General features: G+C 53.0%; 20 protein-coding genes and 1 other annotated feature. Of the genes, 7 read left to right on the top strand and 13 right to left on the bottom strand.

The window, feature by feature from the left end; translation table 11 throughout:
• Positions 1–133 precede the first annotated feature (133 nt).
• The gene (locus M2298_RS05555) at positions 134–886 is read left to right on the top strand and encodes a PIG-L deacetylase family protein (RefSeq protein WP_173595801.1); all 753 of its coding nucleotides are present in this window, start codon (positions 134–136) and stop codon (positions 884–886) included.
• 80 nt (positions 887–966) lie between these two features.
• Here the strand turns inward: M2298_RS05555 and M2298_RS05550 are convergent, their stop codons facing one another.
• The 7 genes from M2298_RS05550 to M2298_RS05520 form a co-directional block, all read right to left on the bottom strand.
• Entirely contained in the window at positions 967–1,566 is a 600-nt protein-coding gene (locus M2298_RS05550; protein WP_122963604.1) for a genetic competence negative regulator, read from the bottom strand.
• Positions 1,567–1,854: 288 nt separating this feature from the next.
• Positions 1,855–2,220, bottom strand: a complete 366-nt coding sequence (locus M2298_RS05545) for a hypothetical protein (protein ID WP_173595800.1) — start codon at positions 2,218–2,220, stop codon at positions 1,855–1,857.
• 185 nt (positions 2,221–2,405) lie between these two features.
• Positions 2,406–3,317, bottom strand: coding sequence for an NAD(P)/FAD-dependent oxidoreductase (locus M2298_RS05540; RefSeq protein WP_280648303.1), 912 nt, complete (start codon positions 3,315–3,317; stop codon positions 2,406–2,408).
• A 60-nt stretch (positions 3,318–3,377) separates the two neighbouring features.
• A complete protein-coding gene (locus M2298_RS05535) occupies positions 3,378–4,085 on the bottom strand; it encodes a LysM peptidoglycan-binding domain-containing protein (RefSeq protein WP_173598788.1) in 708 nt (235 codons plus the stop codon).
• Entirely contained in the window at positions 4,082–4,663 is a 582-nt protein-coding gene (locus M2298_RS05530) for a CPBP family intramembrane glutamic endopeptidase (RefSeq protein WP_280648302.1), read from the bottom strand. The genes M2298_RS05535 and M2298_RS05530 overlap by 4 nt, the downstream gene beginning before the upstream one ends.
• An 18-nt stretch (positions 4,664–4,681) precedes the next feature.
• On the bottom strand, positions 4,682–6,190 hold the full coding sequence (locus M2298_RS05525; protein ID WP_280648301.1) for a RecQ family ATP-dependent DNA helicase: 1,509 nt from the start codon (positions 6,188–6,190) through the stop codon (positions 4,682–4,684).
• A complete protein-coding gene (locus M2298_RS05520) occupies positions 6,183–7,301 on the bottom strand; it encodes a YpbB family protein (protein ID WP_280648300.1) in 1,119 nt (372 codons plus the stop codon). Before M2298_RS05520 ends, M2298_RS05525 begins: the two co-directional genes overlap by 8 nt.
• An 87-nt stretch (positions 7,302–7,388) precedes the next feature.
• Between M2298_RS05520 and M2298_RS05515 the strand changes: the two genes are divergently transcribed.
• The 6 genes from M2298_RS05515 to M2298_RS05490 all read left to right on the top strand — a co-directional run bounded on the left by M2298_RS05515 (position 7,389) and on the right by M2298_RS05490 (position 13,733).
• Positions 7,389–8,306, top strand: a complete 918-nt coding sequence (locus tag M2298_RS05515) for a hypothetical protein (protein ID WP_122963611.1) — start codon at positions 7,389–7,391, stop codon at positions 8,304–8,306.
• 103 nt (positions 8,307–8,409) lie between these two features.
• Positions 8,410–8,616: a ferredoxin gene (locus M2298_RS05510; protein WP_031305339.1), complete on the top strand. Its 207-nt coding sequence runs from the start codon at positions 8,410–8,412 to the stop codon at positions 8,614–8,616.
• A gap of 363 nt (positions 8,617–8,979) precedes the next feature.
• Positions 8,980–9,229: a binding site (T-box leader), on the top strand.
• A 67-nt stretch (positions 9,230–9,296) separates the two neighbouring features.
• Positions 9,297–10,451: a pyridoxal-phosphate-dependent aminotransferase family protein gene (locus M2298_RS05505; protein WP_122963612.1), complete on the top strand. Its 1,155-nt coding sequence runs from the start codon at positions 9,297–9,299 to the stop codon at positions 10,449–10,451.
• Positions 10,444–12,027: a phosphoglycerate dehydrogenase gene (serA, locus tag M2298_RS05500; protein WP_242771760.1), complete on the top strand. Its 1,584-nt coding sequence runs from the start codon at positions 10,444–10,446 to the stop codon at positions 12,025–12,027. The genes M2298_RS05505 and serA overlap by 8 nt, the downstream gene beginning before the upstream one ends.
• A gap of 134 nt (positions 12,028–12,161) precedes the next feature.
• Positions 12,162–13,445 (top strand): ArsB/NhaD family transporter, encoded by a 1,284-nt coding sequence (locus M2298_RS05495; protein ID WP_122963614.1) that lies wholly within the window; start codon positions 12,162–12,164, stop codon positions 13,443–13,445.
• 12 nt (positions 13,446–13,457) lie between these two features.
• A complete protein-coding gene (locus M2298_RS05490) occupies positions 13,458–13,733 on the top strand; it encodes a hypothetical protein (RefSeq protein ID WP_242771762.1) in 276 nt (91 codons plus the stop codon).
• Positions 13,734–13,869: 136 nt separating this feature from the next.
• On the opposite strand, the gene M2298_RS05485 is transcribed toward M2298_RS05490, so the two are convergent.
• From M2298_RS05485 to resA, 6 genes are all read right to left on the bottom strand, one after another.
• The gene (locus M2298_RS05485) at positions 13,870–15,009 is read right to left on the bottom strand and encodes an HAD family hydrolase (RefSeq protein WP_280648299.1); all 1,140 of its coding nucleotides are present in this window, start codon (positions 15,007–15,009) and stop codon (positions 13,870–13,872) included.
• Positions 15,010–15,024: 15 nt separating this feature from the next.
• Entirely contained in the window at positions 15,025–16,815 is a 1,791-nt protein-coding gene (locus M2298_RS05480) for an ATP-binding protein (RefSeq protein ID WP_122963617.1), read from the bottom strand.
• The gene (locus tag M2298_RS05475) at positions 16,816–17,532 is read right to left on the bottom strand and encodes a response regulator transcription factor (RefSeq protein WP_012686105.1); all 717 of its coding nucleotides are present in this window, start codon (positions 17,530–17,532) and stop codon (positions 16,816–16,818) included.
• Between the two features lie 89 nt (positions 17,533–17,621).
• Complete coding sequence (gene ccsA, locus M2298_RS05470) at positions 17,622–18,851, bottom strand: cytochrome c biogenesis protein CcsA (RefSeq protein ID WP_122963618.1); 1,230 nt, start codon at positions 18,849–18,851, stop codon at positions 17,622–17,624.
• A 23-nt stretch (positions 18,852–18,874) separates the two neighbouring features.
• Complete coding sequence (gene resB / locus M2298_RS05465) at positions 18,875–20,503, bottom strand: cytochrome c biogenesis protein ResB (protein WP_122963619.1); 1,629 nt, start codon at positions 20,501–20,503, stop codon at positions 18,875–18,877.
• Between the two features lie 8 nt (positions 20,504–20,511).
• The gene (gene resA / locus M2298_RS05460) at positions 20,512–21,039 is read right to left on the bottom strand and encodes a thiol-disulfide oxidoreductase ResA (RefSeq protein ID WP_122963620.1); all 528 of its coding nucleotides are present in this window, start codon (positions 21,037–21,039) and stop codon (positions 20,512–20,514) included.
• Between the last annotated feature and the right edge of the window lie 64 nt (positions 21,040–21,103).

Below are 21,103 nucleotides of genomic sequence, written 5' to 3'. Positions count from 1 at the left end.
CTTCCTGTCCCTAAAAACGCACACTGCTTGGTCGTTGTAGTGTTCCCAAAGTGCACACTTTCATTACCGAACCCATCGATTTATGTCATAATGGAAACAGTAATTCTGGAAGTTTATTCATGGAGGCGTTTTTATGAAAAAAAATAACATTTTGTTCGTTTACGCTCATCCAGACGACGAAACCTTCGCGTCCGGCATTACGATTTCCAAATACACCCAGGAAAACAAGGCAGAGTGCCACTTGCTTTGCGCTACGAGAGGCCAAGCTGGCAAGCCAGGCAATCCCCCGCTTTGCTCCATCGAACAATTGCCCGCATACCGCGAGCAGGAATTGCGAGAGGCTGCTTCCCTTCTCGGACTTGCGAGCGTGGAGCTGTGGGATTATCAGGATAAGCTGTTGAATACAGTGCCCGTCGACGAGCTGGTCAAGCGCATTCATCAAGCGATCGAGGTATTGCAGCCTGCTGTCCTCGTTACGTTTGCCCCGCATGGCATCTCGGGACACCCGGACCATCAGGCGATTTCCCAAGCCACAACCAAGGCTGTCCAGACGTTGGGTGCTGAGACGAGCGTGCGCAAGCTCTACTACGCGACACGCCCTTCCAATGGACCGTTCGGAGCGATCGAGCCGCCGTTTTCCGATCCGATCGAGAACATTACTACCATCATCAACGCTCCCGAGTACAAACCGCAAGTGGCAGCCGCCCTGCGTGCGCACAAAACGCAGCACCTCTCGGTAGAGCGCGTCTTCCCGGGTGTTCCTTCCGGCGGATTTGACGCGGTTCCGCCAAGCAACCACTACATTTTGGCCTGGCACAATCTGCCTAGCTATTCCGTTTCCGCTGACAAAAAAGAAGCCGACTTGTTCGAAGGCATGGGCGTCTGAAAATAATCGAGACAGCAAAAGCACCTAGTAGCCACTAGGTGCTGTTTATTCTCCCAGGCACTTCACCATTTCCTTGCGTCTCACGTGAAATGTCTGCATATTTCCTTGACAGCATCGTCGGCAACGACAACCTTGCCGTATTCTTCCAGGACATAAATCGTTGTCGGCGTCGCTTCCCCGTACTCAGAGAGAATCGCAATCAATTTGTGGTATCGCTCCTGATCCAATTCCACCTCTTCTAACACCAGATGATATTTCCCCTGGTAGAAGTAGGCCGCCCCTCCATTGGTCAGCAAAGCATTGATACGGTGGGCAGCTTCAACCATATGCTCAAAGTCACGGAAGGCGTAAATGATTAGATCGCTTTCCTCTAGGGTGACTTCTAATTCATATACTTCCTCGTCCTCGAATTCTTCTTCTTTTCCGTCCTTTGAGCCTGTTTTGCCGCGAGTAACGATCACGACCATACCCTGAGCTGGCAAGGCGAACACTTCAACTGCAACAGGCCCTGACACTTCAAACCCTAACTCGTGATAAGCCTGCTCCATCATGTCGTTGAACAGTTCATGAACTTTAGGAATGTCACGCCACATGTCTTCTTTTTCTATCCCGCGCTCTGTTAGGTCGTCAAACGTTAAAAAGATTCGTATTTTGTCTTGACCAAGGCGTTCAACACGCATGACTGTCCCTCCTCGCCATCCAGTCGTACTACAAAATATGATGCTGAGCCTGTAAGAGTTCTCCGCATTTTCCGACGAATGCCTGCGCTGCATTCAACCATTTTTTTCGCATTTGGGAAAATCCGGGGTAGTCCTATCATATCACATTTAGTAGCGGGAACATAGCCACCTGACACTCTACGCGGCTCTTCGTGCACTTTCGCACACACGTGTCGATTCGGACGTTTGAAAAGCAAACTTTGTAGCAGCCTGTCATTTCCTGCGCTTTCCCAGGAAAAGCTGCTCGCGTTATCGCCATCCAATCATGAGCGCGACTGTGGCCGCCAGGAAGGTGGGAACGGGCATTTTGACAAATTGGATCAGCAGGACAAAAAAGGAGAAGAAGCATAACGGTCCATGGAGCCAGCCCGTTTGCAGCATGCGGCCGTACAGGTACTGGCTGATGTGAAAATGCAACAGCCCGAACAGCAAGGCAGTAGCTCCGATGAACAGGAGCGCAGACAGAATGATCTCCACAGGCGAAAACAGAAACATCGACACCCAATCCCCGATTCGCTCTGCATGCAAATGTTTCGCAGGAAAAACCTGCTGGGCAGCACTTCCCAATAGCCATGCCAGAAGTCCGACGAACAAGCTCCTCCCCATGACCAGCATGATTTTTCGAAGCCTCCCGATTTTTATCTTCCCCCCATATATATTGAATCCCGCTCGTTCGGGTTCCGGGCGCGCCTAGTCCGAACAGAAAAAAAACGCCGCATGCTTGGGCGTTTGTTCTCGCGCAATCCTTTTTCGCTCTCCTGTTGCCCCTTCGCTTTGCCGTTTGTCTTTCTGCGTCCGCTTCACGCCTTGTTTTCCTGTTCGCGCAGCCGCTTGTGAATCCAGATAGCAGCCTGCGCGCCGTCTCCCATGGCGATTGCAACTTGCTGGGAGTGGCAAGCGATGTCCCCGACTGCCCAAACGTTGGGATGATCCGTCTCCTTTGTGCGCGGGTTCGTTCTTACGTGGCCTTTTTCATCGATATGTACAGAAAAGGCTTGCAACAGTCCGGCCTTGGCCGTCGCACCAGGAAAGGCCAAAAACGCCCGTGACACAGCCAGCTTTTCGCCGGAAGCAAGCTGCACAGTTTGCAGAAGGCCATCGGCTTGCACCAACTGTTCGACCCGCGCTTCATGGTAGGCGATCTTCAGACGGTTGAGGATGGCATGCTCCTGGTCGCTGACCGCGCTGCCCCCATGGTTGATCACGAGCAGACTGCGCGTGTAATACGACAGCTCCTCGGCCATCTGGACAGCGTGCTTGCCATCGCCGATGACCGCTGTTGTTTGCTCGACACATTCATAGCCGTCACAATCCGGGCAAATGAATACCGATAGCCCAAGACAGTCGCGCAGCTCGGCAATTGCCGGGAAAGGATCGGCCATTCCCGTTGCCATGACCAGCGTTTTCGCCCGCAGTTTATTGGCCTGACCCTTGACTGTCACGAAAAACTCTCCATTCGCAGCAACTGAAAGGTCCGTAACCTCATCCACGATGAACTCGGCACCAAACCGGGCCGCGTGCTTTTGCCCTTCCTGACGAAAAAAATCGCCACTGACCCCTTCGGAAAATCCGAGGATGTTCCGGTAGGCTTTGGCGACTGCTGATCGTCCTCCCGGCGCATCGATCACGACTACGCGCCGCAAGCTTCTGGCGAGCTGAATTGCCGTCTGGAGTCCTGCAATTCCGCCGCCTACAATGATGGTATCGTACATCGCAAGTCCCCCACTGCTCCAACGGTTTGCCATTAGCATAACCGCTGCGCTCCGAAACCATTACGGAGCGAGCGGGACAAGCACGACTTTTCCTTCTACAAGCTGTGCCTGCGTATGAAAGCCGTTATATCTGGCGATGCGCGAAACGTTGGAATTGTTGCCGAAGTACTTGCGAGACAACATGAACAGCGTCTCGCCTTTTTGCACGACATGCTTGACGACTCGCGGTTTTTGCGCCGTCTCTGCCGGCTTCTGCACAGGAGTTGCCGTCGCGGGCGCCGCTGGTGGCTTGGCTTGCGTCTGAACGGGCTTGTTTTCCTTTTTGGGAGTGGTTGCCGGAGTGCTGCTCGCGACTGGAGTGACCGGAGCAGGGGTGGCAGAAACGCCCGAAGTTGGCTCCACAGGGGCAGAAGCAGGCTTGCTGGTCGCTTCCTCTGTCCCTTTTTGCTCGGCTGCTGCTGATGTCTCGGCAGGCGTAGCCGGAAGAACAACCGAAGTCGGTTCGCTCTCTGATGTAGTTGGAGTGCTTTCCGCCTTCGCCACCGTCTCGTCGCTCTCGCTAACCGCTTGTGTCTCTACGGCTTCCGTGTTTCCTTCTGTGCTGCGGGCAACGTTCGCTTTATACAGTTCAAAGCCAATCAATCCGAAAAACAAAATCCCGAATACGAAGAGTCCTGATTTGACCCATGTTTTAAACCGTACCGACGACGTTTTTGTCCGATTATGCCGGGAGCGTCGAGGCGGCAATTGGTTCATTTCCAGATTCACTCTTCCTCCCCCTTTGCCTTTTTGAGTGTCCTTTGCAAATAAAACGCCAGCGAAACATCAATGACAATATGGGCGACAATCGGCGGCCATAAAGACATTTGCTGCTCCATCAGCATCCCCAACAGCCAGCTAGTGCCAAATACGCTTACGATCAGGAGCGGCTTTTTCAAATAGCGCACATGCACGAGCGTAAAAAGAAAGCTCGTCCAGCCATTTCCGGCAAACGGTTGGATCACACCGCGAAACAGCCACTCCTCAGCAAATCCGACGATCACACAGATCATGACGGTCATGCCCGGAGACATGGCTCCAAAAATCTTCTCGTTCAAGCTGCCATCGTCCTGCCAGCGCTTGGGTAAAAAAATCTCCATGACCAGGTTAAGCACAACGATGCCTACTGCTACACAGCACGCAATCCCTATTCCCGGCCAGCCTTGAAAGCTTAACAGGCCGAGCGTGCCTTTCCATCCGTGGACCCAGAAGCTGCTTATCGCCGCTGCTGCCAAGACCAATCCTTGCGTCAGCCACAGATTCATGCGCAGCGTGGCTTCATCCACCTCTAGCCCACTTTCTTTCACTTGCGTAATCTCTCCTTCTTATTTTTTCGGCAAAAGCATGTCCAACGCCTGCCGCAAGTTCCAACTGTTTTGTACTTCTCTTTGCAAAAGCGCTGTCTGTCTGCCTTCGTAGCTTTCCTGCTGCAAGCCGCAGCGCGAGCAACAAAAGCGGGTAAAGCCGAGGTCGGATTCCCCGAAGTATTGATTCAAATGCTTGCGCAGACAACGATCCGTCAGTACGTACGATCTCATCTCAGCCAACTTTTTCTGTTTGACCGCTTTGCGTTTTTCCGTCTCCTGCCAAATGTCCTGCACAGGATTCGCCATTTCCGTCGTCGTGCTCACCTGCGCCTTGACCAGTGCTCTTTCGGTATAAAACGTGAGCATCGCTGCCATTTCCTCGGACATGTCAATCGCAGCCAGTGCTTTTGCATCGGGAGGCGCTCCCGCACCGTAAAGTTGGCAAAACTGCTGAATCTGCGCGGGTGTGGGATATTCTTTGTCCAGCATGTACTGGTGAAGGTGGATATCGTCCTGGGAGTAAAGCAGCATCGCATAGCCAGGCTGACCATCCCGCCCGATCCTGCCGATTTCCTGCGAATACGCCTCCAAGCTGGCGGGCAGCTGGTAGTGAATGACATAGCGGATGTCCGGCTTGTCAATGCCCATGCCAAAAGCGTTCGTGGCGATGATGACATCCAGCTCTCCCGCCAGAAACTGCGTCTGGATCAGCATTCGCTCCATGCTGTTCATGCCGCCGTGATAGCCGTCTACGTGCCGTTTTCCTTCGAGCTGGTAAGCTGCCACGAGCACCTCTACCGCCTGGCGCGTGCTGCAATAGACGATCCCCGGCCCCGCAAGCTGGTCAATCAGATCAAAGGTCAGCTGGCGGCGCTCGCTCTCGCCGCCGACTTCCGCCAAATCGTAGGCAATGTTGGCGCGATTGAGCGTTTGCACCACCACATTTTCCCGGTCAATGCCAAACAGGGAGCAAATTTCCTCACGTACCGCAGTGGTAGCTGTCGCGGTCACCGCCAAAACGGGAGGGTTCCCCAGTTGTTTGACCGTATCAGGCAAGCGCAAGTAGTCCGTGCGAAAATCATGGCCCCACGCAGAGATGCAGTGGGCTTCATCGATGGCAAAAAGGGAGACAGTGGCGCGTTTGAGCGCTTGCTGGACATACGGCTGTTGCAGCTTTTCCGGCGAGATATACAACAGCTTGCACTGGCCGGACGCGATCTTTTGCAGCACTTCCCGCGCTTCTGCCGCTTCCTGTGTGCTGTTCAGATAGGCAGCCGGAATTTTTCTTTTCGTTCGCAGCTGCTGCACCTGATCGACCATCAGCGAGATCAACGGGGAAACGACCACCGTGATACCCGGCAACAACAACGCGGGAAGCTGATAGGTCACCGATTTTCCGCCGCCCGTTGCCATCAGGCCAAGCACGCTTTTTCCCGCCAGCACCCTCTTTATGATCGACTCTTGACCGGGTCGAAATTCCCCGTAGCCAAAATGCTGTTGCAACTGCTGCTGCCATTCGTTATTCATTCGACTCCTCCTGCCTGCGGGCCAAAGCCAGCCGGATTTGCAAGTAACTGACAGTCGGGCCGACACGATCCTTGATGAGTCTGAGTCTGCTCGTTTGTAGCTGCTCGCTGGCGGCCATAATCGCCGCGCGCGTTTCCGAAGACAAGTAATCCGCAGCGTCCCACTCCGGGCAGCGCAAGGCGATCTCCACCAAATGATCTTCGACGGTGCTCTCTTTCACCTGTCTTTGCGCAGCAATCTCTGCTTTGTGTATTCCGCGCTGGACCAAAGCATACGTGCGGGCCGCGCTGTCGCTCAGCCGTGGATCGAGCTTGTTTTCCTGGACGACGAGCCGTGAAAGCAGGGGAAATGCCTGCTGCTCCTCGCTCAGTCGCAAAATGGAGGCAGCCAGCCCGTACCGAAACAGCAGCGTGAGGTACACTTTGGACGATTGCTTTTGCTTCGCCAGCTGCCCGAGCGTCTTCCCCACTTGCGAGACGCCAGATAGCTGAGCGACCAACAATTCCTGTACTTGCGGCTGCAACGGCTCCCACAGGCGGAAAAGCTCCTCTGACAGCCCCGCTTCCCATGCTTCCCGCAACCTCGCTGGCCCGACCTGTTCTTTTACCCACTGCTGGACGGACTTGTCCATCACGACCGGCACGAATCCAAGATCTTTTCCAAGCAATTGCGATACAGTTTGCACAAGCAAGTGCAGCCGCTGCCAGAACGATTCGATGCGGGCTGCCAAATCAAAGCGGGTAAACGGCGCGAACCAGACAGCAAAACCGTACTTCTCATAAGCATGCTCGGCAAACTGGCGTCCGTTCGCCGTGACCAAAAACGTCGGTTTGGGACTTGGTCCCTCCCCTTCGCACGGTTGCAAATAGTCGTTTTGAAACAAAGTTGCAACAATTTTATCCCAATCCTCTTTTGAAAAACCCGGAAACATCCGATAATACGGATAAAGGTTGTACAAATGCACATCCTGAAGAGTCTGGTTTGCTTTTCTGCCGCGAAGGATGTAGTAAGCTGCCTGAAGCGTTCTTTCGTTCGCCAGAGGAAGCATCGCATTCAGAGCGACAGCGCATAAAAGCTCTCGTTCCTCTGCCACACTGTTTTGACTGTTCATGTGTACTCCTTGCTATTGTTCTTTTATTCTTTTTGCGGCCCTAACGACTGCACACTTTTCACTGGATTGGATTTGGAGGATTTCTTTATGACAAAACGATTGAAAAAGTCAGAATTTATGATGGCGTACATGATCATCATAACACTTGCATGTACCGTTGGTGGATTTTTTTTCGGCGCACATTATATGAAGACATCCATTGAGGCCGAGCAAGCGGCAGCTATGGAAGCCAAACAAAAAGAAGCCGAAAAGGAAAAGATGCTGCGTGAACAAAAGCTTTACAGTGAACAGGACTTCATCCGGTTTTATTATGCGGTTTACGCTCCCGTGCTTGAACTGAAGCAGGCGCATTTCGAAACGATGGCGAACTGGGGCAGCCTCGATCAAAAAGCGCGCACGGATGCGCTCAAGCAATTGGAGAAACAAGCCGATCAGACGATCAAAGACCTGGACAAAACCGTGCCGCTCCCGACCTCCCCACTGCTGGCACAGGCCCACACGCAATTTACGAACAGTGTACGGGCTTATTTGGATAGTATGGAGAATATCCGATCCGCTCAGAATAGTAATGCCTCAACGCCTGCCGTCATCGCTTCCGGCTTGACGCTTGCCCAAAACAGCTGGCTGACGGCCCAGGAAATGGTCTACCATTCGGTTGCTGCCTGGGAATCGGCCTACGTCGAGAAAAAGCCGATGCCAAAAGCAGCGCCTGCGACCGTTTCTGTGGAACAGTGGAAGCAGTATCCGTTCCACTACCGGACCTATCTGGCTGCTTTGTTTATGTCGGCGAACAAACAATGGGGCAGCTACAATCCGGAAGACTTGACCGCGCGTCTGGATCTGCTCCTGGCCTCTACTGAGTCGCAAACGCTGGGAATCAAGGACGTGGCCGCGGCAGTGAAGGTTTTGAACGCAACAGATGCTGTCCATGCTGGTGATTTCAAAAAGTTGAATGGCAAGCTTTATTCTGTCCTAAGTACCCCTGAAATTCCGCTTTACAAGTAGTCGTACATTTTTAGACTGATTCAATCTTGAAATCTTGTGAACAAGAGCATACAATGGTCTATGATAGTGGACGTACCACTTCGCAACGGGAGGTGAAACCACGATGACTACATGGGTAGATAAAGACACTTGTATTGCTTGCGGTGCTTGTGGCGCCACGGCTCCTGACGTCTTTGATTACGACGACGAGGGCCTTGCGTTCAACAAGTTGGATGACAACGCAAACAGCGTTGAAATCCCGGATATCCTTCAAGACGACGTTCGCGACGCTGCAGAAGGATGCCCGACCGATTCTATCAAAGTGGAATAGTATTCCAGCAACCAAACCTCTTACGTACTTTGTATGTAAGAGGTTTTTCAGTTTTTTTCCACTACTCCGCCATTCTGAACGGACAGTCGGCATTTTCCCGTTTCTTATTTTTTGATTTTTCGGTAAGATAAAATCATGCAGAAAAACCGAACATTCTCGCGCGTTTTTCCCATTTTTTGTGAGACTAATATCCTAACGTTCGGTTTTGAGTTGTTTTTGTCCATTAACTACACTCCAATCAACTAATATTCACGAACGATAAATCTATTTTTCTTGGCATCGTTCATTTTTTCTTGTTTTTCTGCTTGACGCTGTCATTTTGCCGTGATATCTTAAGTACAAATCTTAGGAAACACCACATCACTAACAGCGATGACGAAGAAATGCTGTGCCAAAGAAATCCTCAGAGAGCCGATGAATTGCTGCGAATCGGCGGTTTCTTCCACAGATAAGCACTTCTGAGCTGCTGCGTCGAACAGGCGATGAAGTCGTCACAAGTAGGCGCGAACGGTAGATCCGTTATCTCTACAGGTCATGTACCTGCCAAGGCTCTTTTTTGAGAAAAGAAGAGCGAATGAGGGTGGCACCGCGAAGCAAGCCTCTCGTCCCTCACTGTTCTGTAATAGGAGCAGTGTGAGAACGGGAGGTTTTTTTATTGATTTATTTAGGAGGAGAGAGACATGTTCACTGACAAATTGATTTTGCGCATTCCAGGCCCTACCCCCATCCCCCCTCGCGTGCAGTTGGCGATGAGCCAGCCGATGATTGGACACCGCAGCGGCAAATTCTCTGCTCTGTTCGCACGCACGGCGGAAAGACTGAAACCTTATTTCGGCACGACCCAAGACGTGTACATCCTCGCAGGCAGCGGAACCAGCGCGCTGGAGACAGGCGTGGTCAACACGCTGCAACCCGGAGATGAAGCTGCCGTGCTCATCAGCGGCGCTTTCGGCGAACGCTTTGCGAAAATATGCGAGCGTTACGGCGTGATTGCCCACCGCCTGGAAGTACCGTGGGGCGAAGCTGTTACACCGGAGCTGGTCGAAGCTTTTCTCAAAGAAAAGCCGCAAGTAAAAGCTGTTTTTGCAACGTACTGTGAGACTTCTACCGGGGTACAAAATCCGATTGCCGAGCTGGCGAAAACGATCCGCACTCATTCCGATGCCCTGTTTATCGTAGATGCAGTCAGCTGCCTGGGCGCAGTGGCTTGCGAAATGGATGCCTGGGGCGTCGACATCGTCGTAACGGGCTCGCAAAAAGCGTTCATGCTGCCGACAGGTCTCGCCTTCCTCGCTGCAAGCGAACGAGCCTGGAAAGTCATTGAGGCAAACAAGCCGCTCGCTTTCTATCTCGACCTGAAAGCGTACCGGAAAAGCCTCGCCGATCAGACAACACCGTACACTCCGGCCGTTTCCCTGATTTTTGGTCTGGCCGAGGTACTCGATATACTCGATGAGGAAGGGCTGCCTGCGATCATCAAGCGCCACGAGCTGATGCGCGACATGACCCGCGCTGCCATGCGCGCACTGAACGTCAACCTGATGGCCGAGGACGCCTATGCCGCTGCCACCGTCACCTCCTGCGACCCACAAGGCGCTTTTGACGCGGAGGCGCTGCGCAAAGTATTGACGAAGCAGTACAACATCACCATCGCTGGCGGCCAACAGCACATGAAGGGGAAAATTTTCCGCATCGGACACATGGGCTACTGCGAACCGCTCGATGTTCTGCAAGTGATCTCTGCCATTGAAATGTCGCTTCACCAAATCGGTGCCCCAGTCGAGCTGGGTGCCGGTGTCAAAGCTGCCCAGGAGGTGCTCATCGCACATGTATAAAGTTCTGATTACTGACCCACTTAGCGAATTTGGTATTCAACAATTGCTGGACGCCGAGGACGTGGAAGTCGTCCGCAAAACCAACCTCTCCCCTGCCGAGCTTTTGGAAATCATCGGCGATTACGACGCTTTGCTCGTCCGCAGCCAGACACAAGTGACAGCGGAAGTTCTCCAGGCCGGAAAAAATTTGAAGGCGGTAGGACGCGCCGGGGTCGGCGTAGACAACATCGATATCGCCGCAGCTACGCAAGCTGGTATTCCGGTCATCAATGCCCCGGACGGCAATACGATTTCTACGGCGGAGCATTCCTTTGCCATGCTGATGGCGGTCGCCCGCAACATCCCGCAAGCACACAAAAAACTCGTGGACGGAACATGGGATCGCAAAAGCTTCCAAGGGGTCGAGCTGAACAAAAAAGTGCTCGGCGTAGTCGGAATGGGCCGGATCGGTTCTGAAGTTGCCAAGCGCGCCAAAGCATTCGGCATGAGCGTCATGGGCTTCGACCCGTTCATGACCGAGGAACGCGCGCAAAAAATGGGCGTCATCCACGCCACTGTCGATGACATTTGCCGTCAAGCTGATTTCATCACGGTGCATACCCCATTGACAAAAGAAACCCGCCACATCATCAGCACGCGCGAATTTGCCAAAATGAAAGAAGGCGTCCGCCTGATCAACTGCGCACGCGGCGGGATCATCGACGAAAAGGCGCTGTACGAAGCGATCACAAGCGGCAAAGTTGCCGGAGCCGCCCTGGACGTGTTTGAGGAAGAGCCTCCAGTAGACAACCCGCTCGTAGGTTTGCCGCAAGTCGTTACCACTCCTCACCTGGGAGCATCGACAGTCGAAGCGCAAGAAAACGTGGCGGTCGATGTGTCCGAAGAAATCTTGAAGGTGCTGCGCGGCGAGCCGTTCAAAAATGCGGTGAACTTGCCGTCCATCCCTGCGCACGTCATGGAAAAGGTGCAACCGTACTTCCAACTGGGCGAAAAACTGGGGCATTTCCTCGCACAAGTCACGGTTGGCTCGATCTCCGAGGTCGCGATCAAGTACAGCGGCGAGCTGACCGATGTGGATACTTCGCCGCTGACCCGCACCGTCTTGAAAGGCGTTTTGTCCTTCCGTCTGGGTGAGGTTGCAAACTACGTGAATGCACCGCTTCTGGCAAAAGTCCGGGACATCACCGTTACGGAGCAAAAAACGGCGCAAAACAAAGGCTTTACCAACCTGCTGACCGTCAGCCTGAAAACGACGCAGGAAACTCGCACCGTTGCTGGTACGCGCCTCAACGGATACGGCGCGCGCATCGTCAAAATCGACGACTTTGCGATCGACGTGGCTCCAGAAGGCTACTTGCTCTACATTCACCACAACGACCGCCCTGGTGTAATCGGACGCGTCGGTTCCATTTTGGGCGAAAACAGCGTGAATATCGCAACGATGCAAGTGGGCCGTCGCGACATTGGCGGAGACGCGATTATGATGCTCTCCGTCGACAAGCCGCTTACGCCTGAGCTGCTCGACACGATGGGCGAGCTGGCTGAAGTGAAAAGCGTTACGCAAATCGAACTGTAGACAGGGGCCCTCCCCTTTTGCTCCTGATCGCCAAAAAGACCTGGCTATTCATCTGCCGGGTCTTTTCCTTTACCCTTATTTTTGTTAGCGCTATAATGGGACGAGATGATTTTACACCAAGAAAGGAGTTTCTTATGACGAACCAGGCGTTGTTCGCCATCGGCATCTTTTTAGTTACCTACGCATTTATTATCAGCGAAAAATTGCACAGGACGATCGTCGCCATGTGCGGCGGGATTTTGATGGTTCTGTTTGGCATCGTCTCGCAGGAGCAAGCGATACATCACATTGATTTCAACACGTTGGGCCTGTTGATCGGGATGATGATCCTCGTGACGGTGACGGCTAAAACCGGGGTGTTCAAATACGTGGCGATTCGCGCCGCCAAGCTGGCAAAAGGCAAGCCCGTTCGCATCCTCGTGTACTTGAGCATCATCACGGCTGTTGCTTCCGCCTTTTTGGACAACGTGACAACCGTGCTGCTGATCGTTCCAGTTACTTTCAGCATCGCCAGACAGCTGGAACTGAATCCGATCCCGTTTTTGATCAGCGAAATTATTGCATCGAACGCGGGTGGTACAGCGACATTGATTGGTGACCCGCCCAATATCATGATCGGCAGTTCGGTTCCAGAACTGGATTTCATGGCGTTTCTCGTCAATTTAAGCCCGGTCATTGTCATCATCATGGCGCTGACGATCTTGTGTCTCGTGTTCATTTATCGCAAGCAACTACATACGTCGCCTGAGTTGAGTGCGCGAATCATGCAGCTCAATGAGCGCGACGAAATTACGGATTCGGTCTTGCTGAAAAAATCGCTGACAGTAATGGCTCTGACGATTGTCGGCTTCATGCTGCACGGCGCGCTCCATCTCGAATCGGCCACGATTGCGCTCACTGGCGCTTTCCTGCTTCTCCTCATCACCGGAGAGCATTATTTGGAGGAAGCGATCAGCAAAGTGGAGTGGAATACGATCTTCTTTTTCATCGGCTTGTTTGTCCTCGTGTCGGGGCTGGTGGAAACAGGCGTGATTGCCAAGCTGGCGAGTCAGGCGATCCAGCTGACAGGCGGCGATTCGTTGAAGACCTCCCTGCTGATTTTGTGGATGAGCGCCATTGCCTCCGCTTTTGTCGACAACATCCCGTTTGTCGCCACGATGATCCCGATGATCAAAGAAATGGGCGCTTTGGGCATCACCAACCTGGAGCCGCTTTGGTGGAGCCTTGCTCTCGGCGCCTGCCTGGGTGGAAACGGAACGCTCATCGGAGCCAGCGCCAACGTCATCGTCGCAGGGCTGGCAGCCAAGGAAGGCCATCACATCGGCTTTGTCAGCTTCATGAAGGTGGCTTTCCCGCTGATGATCATGTCGATCGTCGTCTCGCATTTGTACGTCTACTTGCGCTATTTTATTTGGTGAGGAGGGCTATGCTTGCTCCAATATACATTTGATGAAAAAATGATCAGTATTCAGGAACGTGCCTCGCAGCAGGATACGACTTATGTCATCGAAGTAAAATCGGAAGAAATGCGAGCGCGGCTAAAGCAGGTTCGCCAGTTTTTCGATGAGAACCGCGATTATACCGATGTCATGTTTTACTCGCGGGAGGACGGCACTTATGAAGCTATCGTTCGTGAGGATGTGAAAAACGCGTTTCTCATCCACGCCTTCCGTTTTCAATGCCTGACATCGTTGCGCTGGGCTTGATTCCATAAGCAATTGCAAAAAGACTCCACCGGGATGAAGTACGGTGGAGTCTTTTTCTACGAGAACCTTTTGGACGATTGTTGAGAGAGCAACGTTACAACTTGCTTACGCCAAGCCGTCTCAGCCATCATCCTTTTTACTTTTCATTCAAGACCGTCAGCAGACCGCGAATGTCATCCAAAATGTAGTCGGCCTTTTCTTCCGCAAACTTGCTGCGCGCCTTTTGACCAGACAATCCCGTCAGCGTGGCGGCGAACTGGCAGCCCATGGAACGCGCCGCCAGCAGATCGGCCAGGGAATCTCCCACTACCAATACTTCCTCTCCATTCTCGATCGGCAGAGGATGACGAAGCACATCGCTATGCGGCGTCTCCAGACCGAGCAAGCCTTTTACGTACGAAAAAGGATGCGGCTTGGACAAGGGCACATAGTCGGGGTGTGCCTCTTCTGCTTCGAGAACATGCGAGGCTGTCACAACCCGATTCGGATCAAACCATTCCAGCAGGTTCATCGCCCGCAGCGGGACATGCGTCTCAATCGTCGGACGCCCCGTGCCAATTCCCAATGTGTACCCGCGCTCATTCAACACGCGGAACAGCTCCGCCATCTCTGTCGGGGGAACAATGGGAATCTCGTCGGTCAAAAAACCTTTCTTGCCTGGCTGCATCGTCTCACGGCCAATGGAAGCCGCTACGCGCTCATCGCCGAGGTACCATTCTTGAAACGTTTCCTGCACTAGCTGCCACAGCGCGCAGTTAGCCGAAAACTTGTCCGTCTCGACCCCGCAGCGCTCTTTTGCCAATTGATTCACATACAGCAGCAAATCCGCCTTTTGCGCTGAGCTTTTGGCGAAATCAGGGAGAATTGCTGCGTAATCGACTGCAAAATCAGGAGTGTAGTCGTTTGCCCACTGCCGCAGACGGGCAAGCTCTTGCCGTCCAAGCTCGTCAGCAAGCAAACTTGCCGCTTCCGGCACATGCGGCACAAGCCTTTCGATCAATCGGACCAACTGGTAGGAAACAGCGAGAAAGACCATATCCCAGTTTGAGTTGATGCCACGAGATTTGATGAAGTTCAGCACTTCATCCTGCACAAACACTTGCTCGCGAACGCGTCGGATAACCGCTTCCGCTGGCGCCGGATGAAACGACTCGCCTTGCAAACCGGCATACTGCGGGCTGAACAAAAGCTCCCAAACCGTGAGAGCGGAAGCATCGAAATAGCGTTCTTCGCTGAGCATAACCCCATCCACATCAAACAAGATCGTTTTGATCATTTTCTCTCTACACTCCTATTTATTTTTCGCCTGCAACGCCAAGGCAATCGTAAATGTCGTGCCCTCTCCCAATTTGCTTTGCACGCCAATCGTACCTCCGTGTGCCTCGACGATGTTTCTCGCAATCGCCAAGCCCAGACCTGTGCCGCCGACTCGCCCGCGCGTACGCGCCTTGTCGGCTTTGTAAAACCGCTCGAACACAAACGGCAAGTCCTCTTGCGGGATGCCGCTGCCCGTATCGCTGACCTCGATCAGCAATGTCTTGTCTCCGCGAGCGCGAATCGTGACACTGCCGCCGCTTGGCGTGTGTCTGAGCGCGTTGTCGATCAGGTTGGTAAGCACCTGCTCCATCCGATCCGGATCGATATTCACATCGGTGTGTGTCGTCGTTACTTCCAGCAACAGCGTAATTCCGCGTTCCCGGGCCAACCCGGTAAACTTGCGGTGGATTCGCTCCATGTACGGGCGCAGCTCCAACACTTCCTGGAACAGCTCCACGTGTCCCGCTTCCATCCGCGCCAGACTGAGCAGCTCGTTGACCAGCTTCGTCATGCGCACGGACTCGTCGTAAATGATCTGCGCCAGCTCTTTGTGCTCTTCAGGCGACGTCGCAATATCGTCGACGATCGCTTCGCTGTAGCCTTGCAGCATCGACAGCGGTGTGCGCAGCTCGTGCGAGACATTGGCGACAAAGTCGTTGCGCATTTTGTCCAGCTTGCGCTCCTGGGTAATATCGCGCAGCACCGCAACCGCCCCGCGGATTTGTTCCCGGTCATTCAGCGGCACCATCACCAACGCCCAAATGCGCCCTTGGACAGGAATGTCCTCGATGACCTCCTGCCCTGTCTGCACCACCTGCTGGTAAAACGTAAACAACGGCACAGGCTCGTCCTGGTGTTCATATTCCCAGTCCCGCAAAAAGCGTTCGGCTGGCGGGTTCGTCACCGCAACCTTCCCGTTCGCGTCGATCATGACAACCCCGTCCACCATCGAGCGCAATACGCTTGCCAACTGTTCCTTTTCTTTGGACAAGGCATCGACCAGCTGGTTCAGCTTGCTCGCCATCGTATTGAACGATGCGGCCAGCTCACCTGTCTCATCCGCAGTTTTAATCGGAACTTCCGCATGGAAATCGCCTTCCGCGATCCGGTGGGCCGTCTCTTTCATTTGCCGCAGCGGAATCGTAATCCGCGACGACAGGAAGAAAGCAAACACGGTGGTAGCAACGAAGGCGATAACTCCGACGACAAAAATCAAAAATCTCACTTCGTTTACGGTATCATCAAAGTCTTCGATGGCCTGGTACATCACGACCGCCCCTTGCTTGCCAGGGCTTTCCTCAAGCGGGACGGCGACTGCGAGCATTTGCACGCTGCTCATGTGATCGTTCGGGTTGTTCGAAGCCACCTGCAAATAAATGCGTTGCGGAGCGGGATGCTTGCCAGCCAATGCATCCGCCAGGTGTAAAGTCTGGTCTTTCAACAGTTGCTCAACCGGAATGTTCGGCAGGCCCGTTCCTTCGCTTTTGCCAATCACCTGGCCTTGGTCGTTCAAGACCAGCATTCCGGTATGGTGAACGAGACTAAACGTCGAAGCCATCTCCAGCGCCCCGCGCTTGTCGGTGCTGGCCGCCAGTCCTGTCGACAGCCCTTCCGCCAACTCTTGCAGATTTTTCGTCTGGCGGTTGCTGTAGAAGCTGTCAAAAGACTGCACCAGCAACAGGCTGAATATCGTCAAAACGAGTGCAAACAAAGCAATAATCGTCATCCATAGCTTTCCGACAACGCTGCGAAAAATAACGTCCACTTATTTCGGCACCTCAAGCTTGTAGCCGACTCCCCAGACAGTGGCGATCATGTTGGCCGCTTGCGGAGAAACCCGGTTCAATTTTTCGCGCAGACGCTTGATGTGCGTATCCACCGTGCGCAAATCACCGAAAAATTCGTAGTGCCACACGTCTTTGAGCAGTTCTTCGCGCGTGAACACTTTGTCCGGCGACAAAGCGAGATAGTGCAACAGCTCGTACTCTTTCGGCGTCAGGCTGACTTCCTGTCCGCTCGCAATGACTTTGTGCGCGTCGTGATCAATCGTCAGTTCAGGGAAGACGAGCACAGAATGGCTGTTGAACGTCTCCGTCTTGAGGTAGGCGGTAGCCGAGGAACGACGCAAAATCGCCTTTACCCGGTACATGACCTCTCGCGGGCTGAACGGTTTGACCACATAGTCATCCACGCCTGCTTCAAAGCCATGGACGCGGTTTGTCTCTTCGCCTTTTGCCGTCAGCATGATGATCGGAGTCGCCTTGAACTCGCGCACGCGCTGGCATACCTCAATCCCGTCCATCCCGGGAAGCATCAAGTCGAGCAAAATAATATCGTAATCGCTGCCAACAGCCATTTCTACTGCTTGCTCGCCGTTGTCAGCCTCGTCAATCAGAAAGTTCTCTCTTTCCAGATACATTTTAAGCAAGCGGCGGATGCGCTCCTCATCGTCTACTACCAAAATTCGTGCCATTTTTTCCATTCAAAAACACCTCTTGGCCTCATGTTATCGTACTCATTTGAATATAGTCCAAAAAGCTGGCAAAATCACCAGCTTTTTGAAGGGGTATGTTACACGCCTGCATAGGAGTGCAAACCGGCAATGACCAGGTTGACCACGACCAGCGTAATTAAAATGATAACGAATCCGATGACAGACATCCAGGCCGATTTCGCGCCGATCCACCCGCGAGAAAGGCGCAGATGGAGGTACGCGCTGTAAAACAGCCAGACGATCAATGCCCATACCTCTTTCGGGTCCCAGCCCCAGAATCGTCCCCACGCTTCCTGTGCCCAGATCATGGCGAAAATCAAAGCACCGAGCGTGAAGACAGGATAGCCGATGCTGATCGCCCGGTAGCTGATCTCATCCAGCAAATCCGGCTCGATTCCTTCTACAGAAGGCTGGATCAAAGCACCCAGACGCTTGCGGAAAATCAGGCGCAGTCCGCCGTACAAAATTACACCCGTGATGACCGACCACAGCATCGTATTCAGTTTGCGGGCAGCGTCTTTTCCTTCCATCCAGCTTGGTGCAGCAAACCACGGATTCATCGGTCCGGCTTGCACGATTTTGGAATCGGCAGGAGCGACAATCGCAGGCATCGTGTATTCTACCCGCACTTTTTCCATCGTCCCGACCGGGTTCATCTGCTCTTTGTTCATTTCAAAAATCGTCTTGTGATCCATTCTCGCAAAGGTCGATTCCATCAAAATGAATCCGACAAGCATCAAAACAACCGCGAGTACAAATTCCAGCCACTTGGTGCTGCGTGCCGATACGTGCTGCGGCACAGTGCGGATCAAATACATCAGCCCGGCTGCGAAACCGACTGCCAAAATCCCTTCCCCGAGCGCTGCTGTCGTCACGTGAATGTGCAGCCAGTAGCTTTGCAGCGAAGGAATCAGCGGGGTTACCTCTTTCGGGAAGACGTACGAATACGCCAGCATGATGACCCCGAGCGGAAGCACAAACGCCCCGATTACGTTCAGCTTGTAAATCCGGTAAATGATCAAATAGGCCAGGATAATACAGTAATCCAAAAAGGCCATGAACTCAAACATGTTGCTCGTCGGGCTGTGTCCTCCCCCAACCCAGCGAGCCACGACATAGCCCGTCTGCGCCAAAAAGCCAACCACCGCGAGCCAGTACGCGATCCTGCCGTAACGTTGTTCATGTTGCTTTGGATCGCGTCCCGCCCAGTTTTTCCCCGTCATCGCTACGACAAACACAATCGAAGAGATTACGTACAGCAAAAACGCGATATCTAGTAACCAGTCACTCAATTGTATGAGCTGCACGTCGAGTGTACCCCCTTGGAGCTTTACGCCTTCGTTTTTTCTTCAACCGTTACAGGAAGCTTGAGCTGTTCCACCAGTCCGTCGACCTCCCTGCGAAGCCCGAACCAGTTTTTGTTTGTATGCGCTGCCAGAAGAACCGTTCCTTCCTGCGTCTGCACCCAGACCCGACGGTGCTGCCAGAAGAAGCCCATTACGACCCCGATCATAAAAATGAAGGCTCCGAAGTAGATGAGCGGCACAGCTTTGTCGATCCGTACGTTCAAACCGGAAATATCGATCAGATCAGGCTTTTTGAAAACCAGCCCGAAGCGGCCATCGGATTTTTGCGTCAAAACCGAACCTTGCAGGTAGACCAGCTTCTCGTTCTGGTTCGTGGACTCGTCCGCAATTTCCAGTGCGACCATCGGATTTTTCGGCAAATTGGTTTGCGTAGCAGGCTTGCCGTCTTTGCCCATGACGAAATCCGGGAAGTAATCCAGAACGCGCACTTTGATGCCCGCCGCAATCTCTTGCTCCGCCGCCGGATTGTACAAGTCAATCTTGATTGGCCCCAGTTCCTTGTTCCCTTGTTTCACATCGACCAGCACAAAATTGAGAGCGCCAAGCTGCATTTCCTGAACGCCAGACTGATAAATCGCGAGGTCCCCCTCCATCATCGGATGGTTCACGATAATAGGGCCTTTCTGCACTTCGATCAAATCAGGCTTTTTCCCCGGCACTTCTGCATTTTTGTTTACGTACAGGATGGCGTCCGTCTGGAAGCTTTTTGGAATGACGCCTCCATTCAACTCCAGCTTTGCCGGCATCTCTTCTTCCGACCAATACTCGGTATGGTAGTTTTCGCTTTTTATGTAATAAGGCGTATCCGGTATCGCGACCGTCTGCCCTTCCCGCACCCACACAAACTCGTCCATGTAAAATCCCGGAATGTTGCGCATGAGTACGCCGATCAGAAACAGAATCAGACCGATGTGGTTCACATAAGGCCCCCAGCGGCTGAAGCGGCCTTTTTCCGCCATGATCGCACGCTCTGCCCGGAAAATCCGGTACCCTTTTTTCTTCAGAGCCAGTGCGGAGCTGTCCAAAAGCTCGGCCTGATCGACATCCGGGGCAAGCTCTCCTTCGGCAAACAGCTTTTGCCCCTTCAAAAAGGACTTGTGCTGATTGAGACGCGGTTTGCTGAGCGCCTTGTAGAGCGGAATGACCCGGTCGAGACTACAGATGACAAGCGATGTTCCCAAAAGCACGAGCAGAGTCACGAACCACCAGGAAGAGTACAGATTGTGAAAGCCAAGTCCGTAGTAAACCGTCCCGAGCACTCCGTATGTATCCGTGTAGAATCGCGCCACATCCGCTTCTGTCGGAACCGGAACGGGGATGTATTGCTGCTGCGGGAAGATCGTTCCGACCGCCGAAGCAACCAGAATGACGATAATGATACCGATTGCAATTTTGACCGAGGAAAAATAATTCCAGATCCGGTCAATCCATTTTTTCGTATACGTCTGGGAACGCCGTGCCATCCCTTCGTAGCGCATGTCAGGAAATGCCGTCTGCTCGTATACTTCGACGTTCAACGGCTTCCCGCACGACTCACAGAGCAGCGTCCCTACCGGATTCGTGTGCCCACATTCACATTTTCGCTGATCCATAATGCTCCTCACTTGGGCAAGATTTTGGACATTTTGTCCGCAATCATTGCTTCATTTAGTTGCCCGATGAAAATCTCCTTCACTTCTCCATCCGGCGCAATAAAAAACGTCGTAGGAATAGGACCGATCCGGTACAACTTCGTAATTTGCGATTGGCGATCCAGCAAAATCGGGAAGTCGACACCGAACTGCTTCACAAACGGCTCTACGGCAACGGGAGCTTCTCCAATGTTCACACCGACGACAACCAGTCCTTTGTCCTTGAACTTGTTGTACTGCTCCTGCAAGGCTGGCATTTCCTTTTTACAGGGCTCGCACCATGTGCCCCAGAAATTGAGCACGACGCCCTTCCCTTTCAAATCGTCAAGCGCCAGTTCTGGTCCGTTCAACTGCTCCAAACTGAAATTCGGAGCATCGCCCCCTACTTTGACAGCATTCGGGTCCTTCACGAAGCTGGAATAGAGAGCAAAAACCAGAGCGACAAGCAAAAGACCCAGTACCGCGACCCTGACATATGTACGGTTGGTTTTGTTCATGATGCCCATACTCCCATCTACTACTTGTAAATTGCAAGCATTATCCATTCTATTATAGCGTTCC

Origin of the sequence: Brevibacillus sp. 1238 (assembly GCF_029892995.1) — a bacterium.
In the GTDB taxonomy this organism is placed as follows: domain Bacteria; phylum Bacillota; class Bacilli; order Brevibacillales; family Brevibacillaceae; genus Brevibacillus; species Brevibacillus parabrevis.
Note: the sequence above shows the minus strand (reverse complement) of the source record. Positions and strands in the feature narration are given on the sequence as shown.